The organism is Streptomyces sp. NPDC047014, from assembly GCF_040644195.1.
Taxonomy (GTDB): Bacteria; Actinomycetota; Actinomycetes; order Streptomycetales; family Streptomycetaceae; genus Streptomyces.
This window is the reverse complement of the sequence record NZ_JBEYVX010000004.1, coordinates 168,435-184,682: the sequence shown is the minus strand read 5'-3', so window position 1 is coordinate 184,682 and position 16,248 is coordinate 168,435. Positions and strand designations below refer to the sequence as shown.

Sequence of the window (16,248 nt, the reverse complement as noted above, 5' to 3'; positions counted from 1 at the left end):
ACGTCAGCGCGCGGCGAGCCGTTCCAGGGTCGCCTCCAGCAGCCGCACCACCGAGGTGTCGGCCACGTCCGCCACCTCCGCGTACGGGAACCAGCGCAGGTCCAGCGACTCCTCGCTGATCTCCGCCTCCGCGCCCGCCGGGGCCAGCGCCGCGTACTGCACGTCCAGGTGCCAGTTGCAGGGCGCCGGGATCGGATGCCGGTCCAGGCGCACCGGACCGCCCGGCAGCAGGGTCAGCCCGTGCGCGATGCCCGACTCCTCGCGGGCCTCGCGCAGCGCCGCCTCCTCCGGGGTCGCGTCCCCGTCCTCGCAGTGGCCGCCCATCTGCAGCCACATGCCCAGCTTCCTGTGCAGGGTCAGCAGGACGCGCTCGCGCTCCGGGTCGATCACGAGCGCGCTGGCCGTGACATGGCCGGCCGTGCACGGCTTGTACATGCCGTCCGGGTGGGCCGCCAGGTGCTCCAGGTAGACCTCGCGCAGCTCCGGCTGGCCCTCGTAGCCCTTGAGGACCAGGGCCGTCTCCTCGTGCAGGCTCACTTCTTCTCTTCGCCCTCGTCGTCGCCCTCGGTGCCGCCCTTGCGGTCCTTGCCGTGCTGCTCCGCGGCCTCGCCGAGCATCTTGTCGATCTCGGAGAAGTCCAGCTGCTCGCGGTGCACGAAGCCGTCCGGGTCGTCCAGGTCGGAGGCGGTCGGCAGCATGTCCGGGTGCTCCCACAGCGCGTCCCGGCCGTCCATGCCGCGCGCGTCGGTGAGCGAGGCCCACAGGCGCGAGGCGTCGCGCAGCCGGCGCGGGCGCAGCTCCAGGCCGATCAGTGTGGCGAAGGTCTGCTCCGCCGGGCCGCCGGAGGCGCGGCGCCGCCGCATGGTCTCGCGCATGGCGTCCGCCGAGCTCAGCCGGGGCTTGGCCGCCTCGTGCACCACGGCGTCCACCCAGCCCTCGACCAGCGCGAGCGCCGTCTCCAGCCGGGCCAGGGCGGCCTTCTGCTCCGGGGTGTCCTGCGGCTGGAACATGCCGCCCTGGAGGGCTTCCTGCAGCTGCTCCGGGTTGGTCGGGTCGAGCTGGCCGACCACGTCCTCCAGCTTCGAGGTGTCGACGGTGATGCCGCGGGCGTAGCCCTCGACCGCGCCGAACAGGTGCGAGCGCAGCCACGGCACGTGCGCGAAGAGCCGCTGGTGGGCGGCCTCGCGCAGGGCCAGGTACAGCCGCACCTCGTCCGAGGGCACGCCGAGGTCCTTGCCGAAGGACTCGATGTTCAGCGGCAGCAGCGCGGCCTTGCCGGCCGGGCCCAGGGGCAGGCCGATGTCGCTCGACCCGACGACCTCGCCCGCGAGCGTGCCCACGGCCTGGCCGATCTGCTGGCCGAACATGGCGCCGCCCATGGAGCGCATCATCCCGAGCAGCGGGCCCGCCATGGCCTGCATCTCCTCGGGCAGCACATTGCCCATGGCCGAGCCGACGCGCTCGGCCACCGGGTCCACCAGCTCCTTCCACACCGGCTGGGTCGCCTCGACCCACTCGGCGCGGCTCCACGCGACGGCCGTGGTGGAGCCCGAGGGAAGCGAGGTCACCCCGTCCAGCCAGTGGTCGGCGAGGCGCACGGCCTCCTCGACGGCGGACCGCTCCGCGATCCCGACGCTGGTGTCCTTCACCCCGTCCGCCGTGCCCTGGGCGACGGTCCGGCGGGCGATGTCCTTGGCCATGTCCCAGTTCACGGGACCGCCCTCGTAGCTGAGCATCTGGCCGAGCTGCTGGAAGGCCGCACCCAGGTCGTTCGGGTTCATCGCGCCGAACATGGCCGCGAACGGATTGTCCGCGCCGCCGGGGCCGCCGGCACCGCTGGGCAGGCCCGCGCCGGGGAAGCCGGGGAACCCGAACGGATTCGGGCCGCCCTGACCGCCCTCGTTGCCCTTCTTCTTGCCTTCGTCGCCGTTGTCCGGCTCCTCCGGCGGAAGGCCGAATCCGAATGGGGTGTCGCTCACGGGTTTCCTCGGCTCGTAGGGCCGCCGGCGGGTGCCGACGGGCAATGGTCCGACAACACCACCCAGCGTAGACACCGGAGCCCGCATCCGGGCTCGGTGCTCCGCCGACTCCTGGGCTGCGGCAGGATGGACATCACCTGGTGGGTACGCGTCACGGCGCGTCCTCACTGAAGACAACCGCTGGAGACGCCCGGTGAGTTCCCCAGATCCGCACGTTTCGGATGACCGCAACGGCGCGACGCACGACGAAAACGGCCCCGACCAGGGGGACGGCGCCCCCGGCGTTCGCCAGGCGCGAAACCCGGCCGGCCCGCGCCGGCCCAGCCCGGTGATCGCCGTGACCGGCGCCGCCTCGGGCGTCGGCGCGGCCCTGGTGAGCCGGCTGGCCGCCTCCGACGAGGTCAAGCAGGTCGTCGCCATCGACGAGCGGCGCGGGGACTGCGCCGCCGCCCAGTGGCACGTCCTGGACGTACGGGACCCCGCCATCGCCGAGAAGCTGCGCGGCGCCGACGTCGTGGTGCACCTCGCGCTCGACCTCGACCTGGAGACCGACCCGGCGGCCCGCACGGCGTACAACGTGCGCGGCACCCAGACCGTCCTGACGGCGGCCGCCGCGGCCGGGGTGCACCGGGTCGTGCTCTGCACCTCCGCCATGGTCTACGGAGCCCTGCCCGACAACGACATCCCGCTCTCGGAGGACTCCGAGCTGCGCGCCACCGCCGAGGCCACCGGCGTCGGCGACCTGCTGGAGATCGAACGCCTCGGCCGCCGCGCGCCCCGCGCCCACCCCGGCCTGAACGTCACCGTGGTCCGCCCGGCGGTCCTGGTCGGCGGTACGGACACCGCCCTGACCCGGTACTTCGAGTCCCCGCGGCTGCTCGTGGTCGCGGGCTCCCGCCCCACCTGGCAGTTCTGCCATGTGGACGACCTGGTCAGCGCCCTGGAGTACGCGGCGCTGGAGAAGGTCGAGGGCGAGCTGGCGGTGGGCTGCGAGGGCTGGCTGGAGCAGGAGGAGGTCGAGGAGCTGAGCGGCATCCGCCGCATGGAGCTGCCCTCGGCGGTGGCGCTGGGCGCGGCGGCCCGGCTGCACCGCATCGGCCTGACCCCCTCCCCGGCCGGGGACCTCGCCTACACCATGCACCCCTGGGTGGTGAGCGTCAGCGGGCTGCACGCGGCGGGCTGGCGGCCGCGCTGGACCAACGAGGAGGTGCTGGCCGAACTGCTCCAGGAGGTCGCGGGCCGGCACACGGTCGCCGGGCGCAGGCTCGGCCGCCGGGACGCCGCCACGGCCGCCGGTGCGGCGGGCGCGACGGTGGCCCTGCTGGGCGCGGCCGCGGCGGTCCGCCTGGCACGCAAGCGGCGCGGAATCTGACCGGGGCGGGCCCAGCCCCGGAGCTGACCGGCCCCGCCCCGGACCGGCCCCGCCCCGGACCCGACCGGCCCCGCCCGGCCAGCACCCCGGACCCGCCGCGTCCGCCCGCCGCGTCCGCCCGGCGCGGCGGCCCGGCGACCCGGCGCCCTGTAGGAGGCTCCCAAGCCGCCCGCCCCACCCCGGGTGAATCAGCTATTTCGCCCCCGTCGGCGCCTGGGGCACGATGGGCGCTATGGCACCGCACTTCGACCACCCCGGCGAGCAGGCCGCCCAGGACCCGGTCCGGCTGCTCGCGATCCGCGAGACCCCGCTCTCCCTCGACGAGGTCTTCCAGGCCGTCGGCGACGACGCGGCGGGCGGCACGGCCCTCTTCGTCGGCACGGTGCGCAACCACGACGGCGGGGCCGACGTCGACGCCCTCGGCTACTCCTGCCACCCGACCGCCGAGGCGGAGATGCGCCGCATCGCCGAGCGCGTCGTGGCCAAGTACCCGGTCCGCGCCCTGGCCGCCGTGCACCGCGTGGGCGACCTGTCCGTGGGCGACCTGGCCGTCGTCGTCGCCGTCTCCTGCCCGCACCGCGGGGAGGCGTTCGAGGCGTGCCGGATGCTGATCGACGACCTCAAGCACGAGGTCCCGATCTGGAAGCACCAGACCTTCTCGGACGGCACGGAGGAGTGGGTCGGCGCCTGCTGACCCCCGGTCGCGGCCGGGCCCCGGGCGGGGAGTAGCCTCGCACCCGTTCGGCCGCGCAACACGCCCTCGATTTGCGTAACCCCCCCACGGGCACGAGCGTTGAAGCCACCAACGAAACGTAGACCGGGGTAGGGAGGCACGCCCATGGCGTCTCTGGCGTGGTTGCTGATTCCGCTGTTCGCCGCGATCGGCGCGGGCATATGGGGCAGCTGGGCGGCACGCGACCGCACGCAGGGGGACATATCCGAGCTCGCGGGATACGCACGGTTCCGCGAAGCCATGGGTAACACCCACGCCCCTACGCCCGCCCCCACGCCCGCCGACGCCCAGCAGGCCCGGGCCAAGGCCGAAGCGCATTCCGCCTCCGACGCCCTCTGACATGGCGCGGAACCGGCCGCTCCGCCCCGCCTCCTGAGATTCTCGTGAGAGTTCCGCCCCCGGCGCCCGTACGGACCGGCCCCGAGGGCCGCCCCCCAGGGTGGTCCCGTACTGTCGGAACCATGCCACGCCGCACCGCGACGATGCTCGCCTCCACCCTCGTGCTGTTCGCGCTGCTCTGCGCCGGCGTGTTCATCAAGGTCCCGTACTCCGAGATGAGCCCCGGCCCCACCGTGAACACCCTCGCGGACTCCCACGGCGCGCCCGTCCTCAACATCTCGGGGCGCCAGACGTACCCGACCAGCGGGCACCTCAACATGACGACGGTCCGGGTCACCGGCGCGGACTACGACATGAACCTGGTGGAGGCCGTCTACGGCTGGCTGGCCGGCGACAACATCGTCGTGCCGCACGAGAACCTGTACCCCAACGGCAAGACCGACGCGGAGTCCACCCAGGAGAACGCCGAGGAGTTCAGCCAGTCGCAGCAGAGCGCCAAGGTGGCCGCCCTCAAGCAGCTCGGCATCCCGGTCACCGCCCGCGTGATCGTCGCCTCCGTGGTCAAGGACAGCCCCTCCGAGGGCCGGCTGCACGCCGGTGACGTGGTGAAGGCCGTGGACGGCACCCCGGTCACCGCCCCCGAGGACGTGGCCAAGCTCGTCACCCGGCACAAGCCCGGCGAGCCCGTCGAGTTCACCATCGTGCCCGCCGCCGACGCGGCCGCCGCGGCGAAGGCCGGACGCGACCCCTCCGAAACGAGCAAGGTCACGATCACCGCCGGCAAGGCGGAGGGCGACGGCCGGGCCGTCGTCGGCATCCGGGCCGGCAGCGACCACACCTTCCCGTTCACGATCGACATCAAGCTGGCCGACGTGGGCGGCCCGAGCGCGGGCCTGATGTTCGCCCTCGGCATCGTCGACAAGCTCACCCCGGAGGACCTGACCGGCGGCAAGTTCGTCGCGGGCACCGGCACCATCGACGACACCGGCAAGGTCGGCCCCATCGGCGGCATCCAGATGAAGACCATCGGCGCCCGCAAGGCCGGCGCTGAGTACTTCCTGACGCCGGCCGACAACTGCGCCTCCGCCGCCGGCAACGTCCCCGACGGGCTGACCCTGGTGAAGGTCGACACCATTGCCGACGCCACGCAGTCCCTGCGGAAGATCAGCAAGGGGGACACGGCCGGGCTCCCGCGGTGCACCGCCAAGCCCTGACCGGTCCGCCCCGGCGGCCCTGAGGCCCGGGCCCCAGGAGCCCTAGGAGAAGGTCGCGGCCAGTGCCTCGGCCAGCCCCGGCACCAGGCCGCCGCCGGTGAGCACCTCGGTGGCGGAGTCCTTCTCCCGCAGCCGTACGGCCGACTCCCGCGAGCCGTCGCGCAGCACGGCCACGGTGATCCGCACCTCCTGGCGCTCGGGGTGCCCGGCGACCCACTTCGCCAGCTGCTTGTCGGACAGCCCCTCCGGTACGGACGCCTCCGCGGACGGCGGCAGCATCAGCCGCTCCACGGTCAGCGCGCAGCCGACCACCGCGTCGGGCCAGGCGATGGTGCCGAGGAACTTGTCGAGCGGGGTCCCCGCGGGGACCTGGTCCTGCTCGATCGGGGTGAGGGAGCTCTTGCCGGCGTCGTCCTGGTCGAGGCCGAGCTGGGAGGCGAGGCGCGGCTCCTGCTTCTTGAGCCGGGCGGTGTCGACCAGCGCGAACAGCCGCGCGGGCTTGTCCCAGCCGAGGCCCGCCGCGTACTCGTCGATCTCGAGGCAGGCGCGGGTGAGCGGACTGGCCGCCATGGGAGTGCCGGGGGAAGGCGAAACGTTGGACATGGACAACATCCTGCCTCCTTTCCGGCCGATAACGGGAACTGACTAAAGCCTCAGTAAGTTGCACGAGTGGGCCCTACGATCGGGGGCCCCGTTCCTCACCAGACTCAGCGACTTTCGAGGTGGCACACCTTGGCTTTCCAGATGCCGGACCGCGGCGGAGGCCCTTCGGGGCCACGGATGAGAGTCGGCCGCCCCTCCCGGCGGGCGCGCACTCTCCTGATGACCCTGGGCGTGCTGGCCGTCCTGGCCATGCTCTTCATCATGTTCGCCGGCTTCTGGACGGACTGGCTCTGGTTCCGTTCCGTGAAGTACTCCACCGTCTTCACGACCACGCTGTGGACCAAGATCGGCCTCTTCGCCGTCTTCGGCATGCTGATGACCGGCGCGGTGGGGCTGAACATCTGGCTGGCCTACCGGCTGCGGCCGCCGCTCAGCGCGATGTCGCTGGAGCAGCAGAGCCTCGACCGCTACCGGATGAGCATCGCCCCTTACAAGAAGTGGCTGCTCCTGGGCATCTCGGTGCTCGTCGGGCTGATCGCGGGCGCCTCGGCGGCCGGCCAGTGGAAGACCTGGCTCATGTTCGTGAACGGGGTGCCCTTCGGCACGAAGGACCCCCAGTTCCACATGGATGTGTCCTTCTACACCTTCGACCTGCCCTGGTACCGCTTCCTGCTCGGCTTCGGCTTCGCCGCGGTCGTCCTGTCGGTGATCGCCGCCGCCGTCGTGCACTACCTGTACGGCGGACTGCGCGTGACCAGCCCGGGCGCCCGGGCCACCGCCGCCGCGACCGGGCACCTGTCGGTGCTGCTCGGCCTCTTCGTCACCTTCAAGGCCATCGCCTACTGGCTCGACCGGTACGGCCTCGCCGTGAAGTCCAGTGACTTCAAGGCGGCCGACAACTGGACGGGCCTGCGCTACGTCGACGCCAACGCCTACCTGCCCGCCAAGACGATCCTGGTCGCCATCGCCGCGATCTGCGCCGTGCTCTTCTTCGCGACGCTGTGGCGGCGCACCTGGCAGCTTCCCGTGATCGGCTTCGGCCTGATGGTCCTCTCGGCGATCCTGATCGGCGGGCTCTACCCGGCGATCGTCCAGAAGTTCCAGGTCCAGCCGAACGAGCAGGCCAAGGAATCCCCGTACGTCCAGAAGAACATCAAGGCCACGCGCGACGCCTACGGGATCGCCGGCGCCGAGGTGAAGGACTACCCGGGCGTCCCGCAGACCGAGGACCGCACCAAGCTGCGGTCGGCCGCCGACACCACGGCCAGCCTGCGCCTGCTCGACCCGAACATCGTCTCGCCGGCCTTCCAGCAGCTCCAGCAGGTCAAGGGCTACTACGCCTTCCCCTCCACGCTGGCCGTGGACCGCTACAGCGGCCAGGACACCGTGATCGGCCTGCGCGAGCTGAACATCGGCGGCATCCCGAAGAACAACTGGATCAACGACCACTTCAAGTACACGCACGGCTACGGCGTGGTCGCGGCCAAGGGCACCACCGTCAAGGACGGCGCCCCCGACTTCACCCAGTCCGACCTGCCCTCCAAGGGGATGTTCGGCGCGGACTTCGAGCAGCGCATCTACTACGGCGAGCAGACGAAGCAGTACTCGATCGTCGGCGGCCCGCAGAAGGAGCTCGACTACTCCGACGACAAGGGCGAGAAGGAGACCAGCTACCAGGGCGACTCCGGGGTGAACCTGGACAACCCGGTCAACCGGGCCGCCTACGCGCTGACGTTCAGCGAGCCGCAGATCCTCTACTCGGGCGCCATCGGCGACGGCTCGCGGATCCTGTACAACCGCACGCCCAAGCAGCGCGTCGAGGCCGTCGCCCCCTGGCTGACCATCGACGGGGCCCCGTACCCGGCGGTCATCGACGGCCGGATCAAGTGGATCGTCGACGCCTACACGACCACCAACGGCTACCCGTACGCCTCGCGCACCACGCTGGGCCAGAGCACCGCGGACTCGCTCACCAACAGCCAGCGCGCGGTGGTCGCCCAGGAGAACCAGGTCAACTACATCCGCAACTCGGTGAAGGCCACCGTCGACGCCTACGACGGCTCGGTGGACCTCTACCAGTGGGACACCGAGGACCCGGTCCTCAAGACCTGGATGAAGGCGTTCCCGGGCACGGTCAAGCCCAAGGCCGAGATCGCCAAGCCGCTCATGGACCACCTGCGCTACCCGCAGGACCTCTTCAAGGTCCAGCGCGAGCTGCTGACCCGCTACCACGTCACGGACCCGCAGACCTTCCTCAGCGGCAGCGAGGCGTGGGCCGTCCCGGACGACCCGACGACCAAGGCCGGTACGGCGGTCCCGCCGTACTACCTGTCGATGAAGATGCCGGACCAGAAGGAGAAGGACCAGGTCTTCTCGCTCACCACGACGTTCACGCCGAACGAGCGGCCCAACCTGAGTGCCTTCATGGCGGTCAACGCCGATCCGGTCACCTCGGACTACGGCAAGATCAGAATTCTGAAGATGCCGACGAGCAAGCCGCCGGACGGCCCCGGCCAGGTGCAGAGCAAGTTCCAGTCCGAACCGAAGATCGCCGAGTCCATCCGCCTGCTGCGCGGTGGCGACTCGGAGATCGAGTACGGCAACCTGCTCGCGGTGCCGCTCGACGGCGGAATGCTCTACGTGGAGCCGGTGTACGTCCGCAGCTCCGGCCTCAAGTACCCGCTGCTGCGCAAGGTCCTCGTGACCTACGGCGGGCAGACGGCCTTCGAGGACACCCTGGAGAAGGCGCTGAACGTGGTCTTCGGTGCCGAGGCGCCGACGGTCCCGGTGCCCCCGGCCCAGCCGCCGGGCGAAGGTACGGTCACGCCCCCCACCAACCAGAACCCGACGGTCAAGGCGGCCCTCGCCGACGCCCAGAAGGCGATCGAGGAGGCCGAGAAGGCCCGGCAGTCCGGTGACTGGGCGGCCTACGGCAAGGCCCAGGACGACATCAAGGCCGCGCTCAAGCGGGCGATCGAGGCCGAGGCCAAGGCCACCCCGCCGGCCACGCCGCCCCCCACGGGCGGCTGATGATCAACCCGTGAGGGGCTCCGTCCCGCGTCGTGATAGTGTGGTTTCACCGACGCGGGGTGGAGCAGCTCGGTAGCTCGCTGGGCTCATAACCCAGAGGTCGCAGGTTCAAATCCTGTCCCCGCTACTGAAAACGAAGGCCCGGATCCGATGGATCCGGGCCTTCGTCATGTCCGGACCGGACACGCGGTCACCAAGACGGGTGAGTTGGGGTGGGAGCGTGTTTGACTTGCCTGACTGTGGGCATGTCGACAAAACGCTGTAGTGACCTCACTGACTGCGACATACCAGGTGTACGCGGGTAGCAGGTGATGCGACGATGGGATTTATGGGGGACAGGTCAACTCTGCTGGAGACAGGGCGGTTTGTGAGGGCGCGGGCCGAAGCGGGCACAGGAGCCAACGAGTCGGCCCCCGTCGCCGACACGCAGACCGCACTGACCGATGCGGATTTCGCGGAGGAGATGTTCGCCGAGGCCGACACGGCGAGCGACGCCGCCGAGCTGGAGGCCCGGCACCGGGTGGCCGCCGACAAGGGCGACCCCGGTGCCATGAGCGTGCTCGGGGCCCTGCTGCTGCGCCGCGGAGACCTGGACGGCGCCGAGCCGTACCTGCGGGGGGCCACCGGCGAAGGGGACCGCGCCGCCGCCAACAACCTGGGCGTCCTGCTGCTCCAGCGCGGCTACCCCGACGAGGCCGCGGGCTGGTGGCGGGTGGCCGCCGTGGCCGGATCCGCACCCGCCGCGCACGCCCTGGGCCGCCACTTCCGCGAGCGCGGGGACGAGCCGGCCGCCGAGTACTGGCTCCGCCAGGCGGCCGAATCCGGCCACGCCCTGGGCGCCTTCGGCCTGGCCGACCTGCTGGAGCACCGCGGCGACCGGGGCGTCGAGCGGTGGTTCCGCGCCGCCGCCGAGCAGGGCCACCGCGAGGCCGCCTACCGGCTCGCCCGCCACCTGCGCAAGGGCGACCCCACCGAGGCCGAGCAGTGGTACCGGCAGGCCGCCGCGCGCGGGCACCGCCGCGCCGCCCTGCACCTGGGCGCCCTCCTGGAGGCGCGCGGGGAGCTCAAGGAGGCCGGCCGCTGGTACCTGACCTCCGCCAAGCAGGGTGAGGCGCGGGCCGCGTGCGCGCTGGGCTTCCTGCTGCGCGACGCCGGGGACGAGGAGAGCGCCGCCGCCTGGTGGCACCGGGCCGCCGAGGACGGCGACGGCAACGCGGCCAACGCCCTGGGCGCGCTGCACGCCGCGCGGGGCGAGACCCAGACCGCCGAGCGGTGGTACCGGACCGCGATGGATGCCGGAGACCAAAACGGGGCGTACAACCTTGCTTTGCTCTGCGCGGCACAGGACCGGACCGCGCAGGCCGAGCAGTGGTACCGCCGGGCGGCCTACGCCGGGCACCGCGAGGCGGCCAACGCGCTGGCGATCATGCTCCTCCAGGTCGGTGACGCGGCGGGCGCCGAGCCGTGGTTCTCCAAGGCGGCGGAGGCGGGCAGCGTCGACGCGGCCTTCAACCTCGGCATCCTCTTCGCCAGCCGCGACGAGGACCGTACGGCGCTCAAGTGGTACGAGCGGGCCGCGTCGGCCGGCCACACCGACGCCGCGCTCCAGGTCGGCATCGCGCTGGTCCGGGACGGCGAGGAGCGGGCCGCCGAGCGCCACCTGCGCTGTGCGGCCGGTGGCGGCAGCGCGGAGGCCGCCTTCCGGCTGGCCGCGCTGCTGGAGTCGCTGGCCCCGCCGCCGGAGCCGCCCGCGCTGGGCGAGCCGGTCGGCGGTGCCCCGCGTACGGAGAGCGAGGAGTGGTACGAGCGGGCCGCCGAGCTGGGGCACCGCCGGGCCCAGGTCCGCGTCGGCATGCTGGCCGCCGCCCGCGGTGACATGACCGTGGCCGCCCGCTGGTACCGGGAGGCCGCCGAGGCCGGGTCCCGCAACGGCGCCTTCAACCTCGGGCTGCTCCTGGCCCGCGAGGGCAACGAGCCCGAGGCCGCCCTGTGGTGGACCCGCGCCGCGGTGGCGGGCCACGGGCGGGCCGCCCTGCGCCTGGGGCTGCTGGCCGCCCGCCACGGGGACCTGGCCGAGGGGCAGAAGTGGTGCGCCCGCGCCATGGAGCTGGGCCCGGCGGAGGTCTCGGAGCGCGCGGCCCGGCTGCGCGAGGCCCTGGCCGAGGAGCTGTCCGCCTGAGGCCCCGACCAGGGATTTGCATCCGCCGGGGGGCTTCCCGTAACGTGGGGTTCACCGACGCGGGGTGGAGCAGCTCGGTAGCTCGCTGGGCTCATAACCCAGAGGTCGCAGGTTCAAATCCTGTCCCCGCTACTAAGAACTCAGGGCCCGGATCCATTGGATCCGGGCCCCGAGTCGTTTCCGCGTGCGAAGAGCGCGCCCGCCGCATCCGCACGAGGAAGGGCCCGGACCCCCGTGAGGGAGTCCGGGCCCTTCCTGTGTCGTTCTCAGACCCCGGCGCAGCCCGGGCAGAGGCCGCGGTAGGTCACCTCGACCGCCGACACGACGAAGCCGAAGCGCTCCGTGTCGGGCAGGTCCGCCAGCGGGTCGCCCGCCGGGTGGACGTCGCGGATGGCCCCGCAGCGGGCGCAGACCAGGTGCTGGTGGGGGCGGTGCGCGTTCGGGTCGTAGCGCTTGGCGCGGCGGTCGGTGGCGACCTCCAGGACCTCGCCGAGGGTCACCAGCTCGCCCAGTGTGTTGTACACGGTGGCGCGGGAGATCTCGGGCAGCTTGGCCACGGCGCGCGCGTGCACCTCGTCGGCCGTCAGGTGTACATGGTCACCGTCGAGCACCTCGGCCACGACGCGCCGCTGTGCCGTCATGCGCCAGCCGCGTCCACGAAGTCGTTCCAGCAGGTCACTCATGGGTATCAGCCTAACAGTGGGGGATCCGGTGTAACTCCCGAATCGATATGGACCTGGATGCTTACTTGACTTAGACAATGTCCATTGTAGGATCGAGTACGGCAGACACCAAGGACAGGACGCTGGAATGACGCAGGAGGCGCACGTGACGCAGGGACCGCTCACCACGGAGGCCGGGGCTCCGGTCGCCGACAACCAGAACAGCGAGACGGCCGGCGTCGGCGGGCCCGTGCTGGTCCAGGACCAGCTCCTGCTGGAGAAGCTCGCCCACTTCAACCGCGAGCGCATCCCGGAGCGCGTGGTGCACGCCCGCGGCGCCGGCGCGTACGGCACCTTCACCCTGACCCGTGACGTCTCGCAGTGGACGCGTGCCGCCTTCCTCTCCGAGGTCGGCAAGCAGACCGAGACCTTCCTCCGCTTCTCCACCGTCGCCGGCAACCTCGGCTCGGCCGACGCCGCGCGCGACCCCCGGGGCTTCGCGCTGAAGTTCTACACCGAGGAGGGCAACTACGACCTCGTCGGCAACAACACCCCGGTGTTCTTCATCAAGGACGCCATCAAGTTCCCCGACTTCATCCACACCCAGAAGCGCGACCCTTACACCGGCTCGCAGGAGGCGGACAACGTCTGGGACTTCTGGGGGCTGAGCCCCGAGTCCACCCACCAGGTGACCTGGCTCTTCGGCGACCGCGGCATCCCGGCCTCCTACCGCCACATGAACGGCTACGGCTCGCACACCTACCAGTGGAACAACGCCGCGGGCGAGGTCTTCTGGGTCAAGTACCACTTCAAGACCGACCAGGGCATCAAGAACCTGACCACCGACGAGGCCGTGCGCCTGTCGGGCGTCGACCCGGACAGCCACCAGCGCGACCTGCGCGAGGCCATCGAGCGCGGTGACTTCCCGAGCTGGACCGTGCAGGTCCAGATCATGCCCGCGGCCGACGCGGCGGCGTACCGCTTCAACCCCTTCGACCTCACCAAGGTGTGGCCGCACGAGGACTACCCGCCGATCGAGATCGGCACGCTGGAGCTCAACCGGAACCCGGAGAACATCTTCGCCGAGGTCGAGCAGTCGATCTTCTCCCCGGCGCACTTCGTCCCCGGCATCGGCCCCTCCCCGGACAAGATGCTCCAGGGCCGCCTCTTCGCCTACGGCGACGCCCACCGCTACCGCGTCGGCATCAACGCCGACCACCTGCCGGTGAACCGTCCGCACGCCACCGAGGCGCGCACCCACTCCCGTGACGGCTACCTCTACGACGGCCGCCACAAGGGCGCGAAGAACTACGAGCCGAACAGCTTCGGCGGTCCGCGCCAGACCGACAGCCCGCTGTGGCAGCCGGTCGGCGTGAGCGGCGGCACGGGCCACCACGAGGCCCCCCTCCACGCCGAGGACAACGACTTCGTCCAGGCGGGCAACCTCTACCGGCTGCTCTCGGAGGAGGAGAAGGCGCGCCTCATCGAGAACCTGTCCGGCTTCATCGCCAAGGTCTCCCGCGAGGACATCGCCGAGCGCGCGATCGACAACTTCCGCCAGGCGGACGGTGACTTCGGCAAGCGGCTGGAGGCCGCGGTCCAGGCCCTCCGCGGCTGAGGCACCGGCTCGCCGAGAGCTGAAGGGCCGGACCCCTGCCGGGGTCCGGCCCTCCGGCTTGCTCAGAGCCTGTCCGGGCCGCCGGGTCTGTCCGGGACCCGGGGCCTGTCCGGGACCTAGGCCGCCACGCCGCTGCGCCGGGCCGGGACCCAGCAGCGGATGACGTCGCGCACGGACACGATGCCCACCGGTCCGCCGTGCTCCAGCACGATCAGATGCCGGAAGCCGCCGTTCGCCATGGCCTCGGCGGCCTCCTGCACGGTGGCGTCGGGGGTGCAGAAGACCACATTGCCGGTGGTGTGCGCGGCCACGGACTCGCGGTCCGGATCGTGGCCCGCGCCGAGGGAGTTGAGGATGTCGCGCTCGGTCAGGATGCCGATGCCGCAGTGGTCGGGATCGAGGACGACGGCCGCGCCGACGCGCCGGCCGGACATCAGGCAGGCCGCCTGCCGGAGGGTGTGTGCGGGTCCGAGGGTGAGGATCACGGTGCTCATGGCGTCACGGACGAGCATGAAGAGAGCCACCTCCTGGGGGTGAGCCCCCGCGCCGGGGTGGGTGCGGCCGGTGGAACGTCTCACGAGAAACGTTTCACAAGCGCACAAGCGTGGGGATTCTCAGATTCCCACGGACCGCGGGCACCAGCAAGGAGGCGTGCGGGAGGAGCGCGCCGGGGCCACGTGAGCCGTGCGCCCGGCGCGTACGCCGCTCTCCGCCGCGCCGGTCAGCCGCGCGGGCGCAGCAGCTCCAGCATCTCGTCGTGCAGCAGCCCGTTCGACGCGGCCGCGTTCCCGCCGTGCACGCCCGCCACCCCGTCCAGGCTGGTGAAGCGGCCGCCGGCCTCCTCGACCACCACCGCGACCGCCGCCATGTCCCACAGGTTCAGCTCCGGCTCGGCGCACAGGTCCAGCGAGCCCTCCGCGACCATCATGTACGGCCAGAAGTCGCCGTAGCCGCGGGTCCGCCAGCAGGCCCGCGTCAGCTCCAGGAAGCCGGGCAGCCGGCCCTGCTCCTCCCAGCCGCCCAGCGAGGAGTACGCGAACGAGGCATCGCCCAGCGCGCCCACCTTCGACACGCCCACCGGGGTCGGCTCGCCGAGCGCGCCGCCCGCGTACGCGCCCCGGCCGCGGGCCGCCCACCAGCGGCGGCCCAGTGCCGGCGCCGACACCACGCCCACCACCGGGCGGAACTCCCCGTCGGCGTCCTCGGCCATCAGGGAGATCAGGGTCGCCCAGACGGGGACCCCGCGCACGTAGTTCTTCGTCCCGTCGATCGGGTCCACGACCCAGCGCCGCGGGCCGCTGCCCTTGAGGCCGTACTCCTCGCCCAGGATGGCGTCGTCCGGCCGCGCGGCCTCGATGCCGGCCCGGACGACCTCCTCCGCGGCCCGGTCCGCCTCGGTGACCGGGGTCATGTCCGGCTTCGTCTCGACCTTGAGGTCGAGGGCGCGGAACCGTTCCATCGTGGTGGCGTCCGCGGCGTCGGCGAGTTCGAGGGCGAGGCGCAGGTCATCGTCATACTCGGGCATGCCCGAACAGTATCGGGACCGGCCGGCCCCGGCGAGCGAGGTCCGCAGTGCGGCCGGATCCCGCCCCTGGCCGCGCACGCGCCCCTTGACAGGCCCTGGCGGCCCGTCAAATCTGGCCGCAGGGCCGAGCGGGGGAGGCGCGGATGCCGGCAGCGCGGGAGACCTTGCTGGACGCGGCGGCAGCGGCGCTCTCCGCGCACCCCTGGCCGGACGTGCGCATGGTCGAGGTGGCGGCCGCGGCCGGGGTGTCGCGGCAGACCCTCTACAACGAGTTCGGCGGCAAGGCGGGCCTGGGCCGGGCCCTGGTCCGCCGCGAGGCCGACCGGTATCTGGAGGGCGTGGACCGGGCGCTGTCCGCCCCGCTCCGGGCCTCCGACCGGCTCGCCGCCGTCGCGGAGTGGACCGTACGGGCGGCCCGCGCGCGGCCGTTGCTGCGGGCCCTGCTCACCGGCGGCTGGGATCCCGCCCTGCCCGCCGCGGGCGCCCGCACCCCGGGCCCGGGCGAACTGGCCCGTGCCGTACGCGACCGGGCGGCGGCCGCGCTGATGCCGGGGGAGGGGCCGCAGCGGTGCGAGCTGGCGGTCAGGCTGGCGCTCTCCTACGTGGTCGCCCCGGGGGAGGAGCCGGGTCCGGGGGAGCTGCTGGGGCTGCTCAGTGCGCCGATCCGGACAGCTGGAGCCCGATGACGCCGAGGATGACCAGCGTGATCGAGACGAGTTTCAGGGTGGAGACCAGGTCGCCGAGGAAGATCATCCCGTAGATCGCCGTCCCGGCCGCCCCGATGCCCGTCCACACCGCGTACGCCGGGCCCACGTCCAGCTTCTTGAGCGCGAGCGTCAGCAGCCCGAAGCTGCCGAGCGCGAAGCAGGCGAAGGCGACGGTCGGCCACAGCCGGGTGAACCCGTGGGAGAGCTTGAGGCAGACCGCGAAACCGGTCTCCAGCAGTCCGGCGACCACGACCAGCAGCCACGCCATGGCGAATGCCTCCCCGCGT

Annotated in this window: 15 protein-coding genes and 2 tRNA genes; 10 read left to right on the top strand and 7 right to left on the bottom strand. The window is 72.3% G+C overall.

All coding sequences use genetic code 11. The features are described from left to right. Positions 1 to 3: 3 nt before the first annotated feature. Positions 4 to 537 carry an NUDIX hydrolase gene (locus ABZ873_RS04375; RefSeq protein ID WP_360864916.1) on the bottom strand — a complete coding sequence of 178 codons (534 nt, stop codon included), beginning with the start codon at positions 535 to 537 and terminating at the stop codon, positions 4 to 6. After that, positions 534 to 1,979 carry a zinc-dependent metalloprotease gene (locus tag ABZ873_RS04370; protein WP_360864913.1) on the bottom strand — a complete coding sequence of 482 codons (1,446 nt, stop codon included), beginning with the start codon at positions 1,977 to 1,979 and terminating at the stop codon, positions 534 to 536. The genes ABZ873_RS04375 and ABZ873_RS04370 overlap by 4 nt, the downstream gene beginning before the upstream one ends. A 193-nt stretch (positions 1,980 to 2,172) precedes the next feature. Between ABZ873_RS04370 and ABZ873_RS04365 the strand changes: the two genes are divergently transcribed. The 4 genes from ABZ873_RS04365 to ABZ873_RS04350 all read left to right on the top strand — a co-directional run bounded on the left by ABZ873_RS04365 (position 2,173) and on the right by ABZ873_RS04350 (position 5,637). Further along, positions 2,173 to 3,351, top strand: coding sequence for an SDR family oxidoreductase (locus ABZ873_RS04365; RefSeq protein ID WP_360864910.1), 1,179 nt, complete (start codon positions 2,173 to 2,175; stop codon positions 3,349 to 3,351). Between the two features lie 232 nt (positions 3,352 to 3,583). Continuing rightward, the gene (locus ABZ873_RS04360; RefSeq protein ID WP_360864907.1) at positions 3,584 to 4,045 is read left to right on the top strand and encodes a molybdenum cofactor biosynthesis protein MoaE; all 462 of its coding nucleotides are present in this window, start codon (positions 3,584 to 3,586) and stop codon (positions 4,043 to 4,045) included. A 144-nt stretch (positions 4,046 to 4,189) separates the two neighbouring features. After that, positions 4,190 to 4,423, top strand: a complete 234-nt coding sequence (locus tag ABZ873_RS04355; protein ID WP_360864904.1) for a hypothetical protein — start codon at positions 4,190 to 4,192, stop codon at positions 4,421 to 4,423. A gap of 122 nt (positions 4,424 to 4,545) precedes the next feature. Next, positions 4,546 to 5,637: a PDZ domain-containing protein gene (locus ABZ873_RS04350; RefSeq protein WP_360864901.1), complete on the top strand. Its 1,092-nt coding sequence runs from the start codon at positions 4,546 to 4,548 to the stop codon at positions 5,635 to 5,637. A 42-nt stretch (positions 5,638 to 5,679) separates the two neighbouring features. On the opposite strand, the gene ABZ873_RS04345 is transcribed toward ABZ873_RS04350, so the two are convergent. Continuing rightward, on the bottom strand, positions 5,680 to 6,249 hold the full coding sequence (locus tag ABZ873_RS04345) for a PPA1309 family protein (protein ID WP_360864898.1): 570 nt from the start codon (positions 6,247 to 6,249) through the stop codon (positions 5,680 to 5,682). Positions 6,250 to 6,381: 132 nt separating this feature from the next. On the opposite strand from ABZ873_RS04345, the gene ABZ873_RS04340 reads away from it, so the two are divergent. The 4 genes from ABZ873_RS04340 (at position 6,382) to ABZ873_RS04325 (ending at position 11,581) form a co-directional block, all read left to right on the top strand. After that, on the top strand, positions 6,382 to 9,270 hold the full coding sequence (locus ABZ873_RS04340) for a UPF0182 family protein (protein WP_360865052.1): 2,889 nt from the start codon (positions 6,382 to 6,384) through the stop codon (positions 9,268 to 9,270). 53 nt (positions 9,271 to 9,323) lie between these two features. Beyond that, positions 9,324 to 9,397, top strand: a tRNA-Met gene (locus tag ABZ873_RS04335). A 192-nt stretch (positions 9,398 to 9,589) separates the two neighbouring features. After that, positions 9,590 to 11,449: a tetratricopeptide repeat protein gene (locus tag ABZ873_RS04330; protein ID WP_360864894.1), complete on the top strand. Its 1,860-nt coding sequence runs from the start codon at positions 9,590 to 9,592 to the stop codon at positions 11,447 to 11,449. A 58-nt stretch (positions 11,450 to 11,507) separates the two neighbouring features. After that, positions 11,508 to 11,581, top strand: a tRNA-Met gene (locus ABZ873_RS04325). A gap of 134 nt (positions 11,582 to 11,715) precedes the next feature. Here ABZ873_RS04325 and ABZ873_RS04320 read toward each other — a convergent pair. Then, positions 11,716 to 12,132 carry a Fur family transcriptional regulator gene (locus ABZ873_RS04320; protein WP_360864891.1) on the bottom strand — a complete coding sequence of 139 codons (417 nt, stop codon included), beginning with the start codon at positions 12,130 to 12,132 and terminating at the stop codon, positions 11,716 to 11,718. Between the two features lie 127 nt (positions 12,133 to 12,259). Here ABZ873_RS04320 and ABZ873_RS04315 point away from each other — a divergent pair, with 127 nt between their 5' ends. Continuing rightward, complete coding sequence (locus tag ABZ873_RS04315; RefSeq protein WP_360864888.1) at positions 12,260 to 13,729, top strand: catalase; 1,470 nt, start codon at positions 12,260 to 12,262, stop codon at positions 13,727 to 13,729. 116 nt (positions 13,730 to 13,845) lie between these two features. Here ABZ873_RS04315 and ABZ873_RS04310 read toward each other — a convergent pair whose 3' ends face one another. Then, positions 13,846 to 14,241 (bottom strand): CBS domain-containing protein, encoded by a 396-nt coding sequence (locus tag ABZ873_RS04310; RefSeq protein ID WP_360865049.1) that lies wholly within the window; start codon positions 14,239 to 14,241, stop codon positions 13,846 to 13,848. A 209-nt stretch (positions 14,242 to 14,450) separates the two neighbouring features. Beyond that, positions 14,451 to 15,254, bottom strand: coding sequence for a histidinol-phosphatase (hisN, locus tag ABZ873_RS04305; RefSeq protein ID WP_360864885.1), 804 nt, complete (start codon positions 15,252 to 15,254; stop codon positions 14,451 to 14,453). A gap of 143 nt (positions 15,255 to 15,397) precedes the next feature. On the opposite strand from hisN, the gene ABZ873_RS04300 reads away from it, so the two are divergent. Then, positions 15,398 to 15,940: a TetR/AcrR family transcriptional regulator gene (locus tag ABZ873_RS04300; RefSeq protein ID WP_360864882.1), complete on the top strand. Its 543-nt coding sequence runs from the start codon at positions 15,398 to 15,400 to the stop codon at positions 15,938 to 15,940. On the opposite strand, the gene ABZ873_RS04295 is transcribed toward ABZ873_RS04300, so the two are convergent. Next, on the bottom strand, positions 15,906 to 16,229 hold the full coding sequence (locus ABZ873_RS04295; RefSeq protein WP_360864879.1) for a multidrug efflux SMR transporter: 324 nt from the start codon (positions 16,227 to 16,229) through the stop codon (positions 15,906 to 15,908). The genes ABZ873_RS04300 and ABZ873_RS04295 overlap by 35 nt on opposite strands. Positions 16,230 to 16,248: the final 19 nt, after the last annotated feature.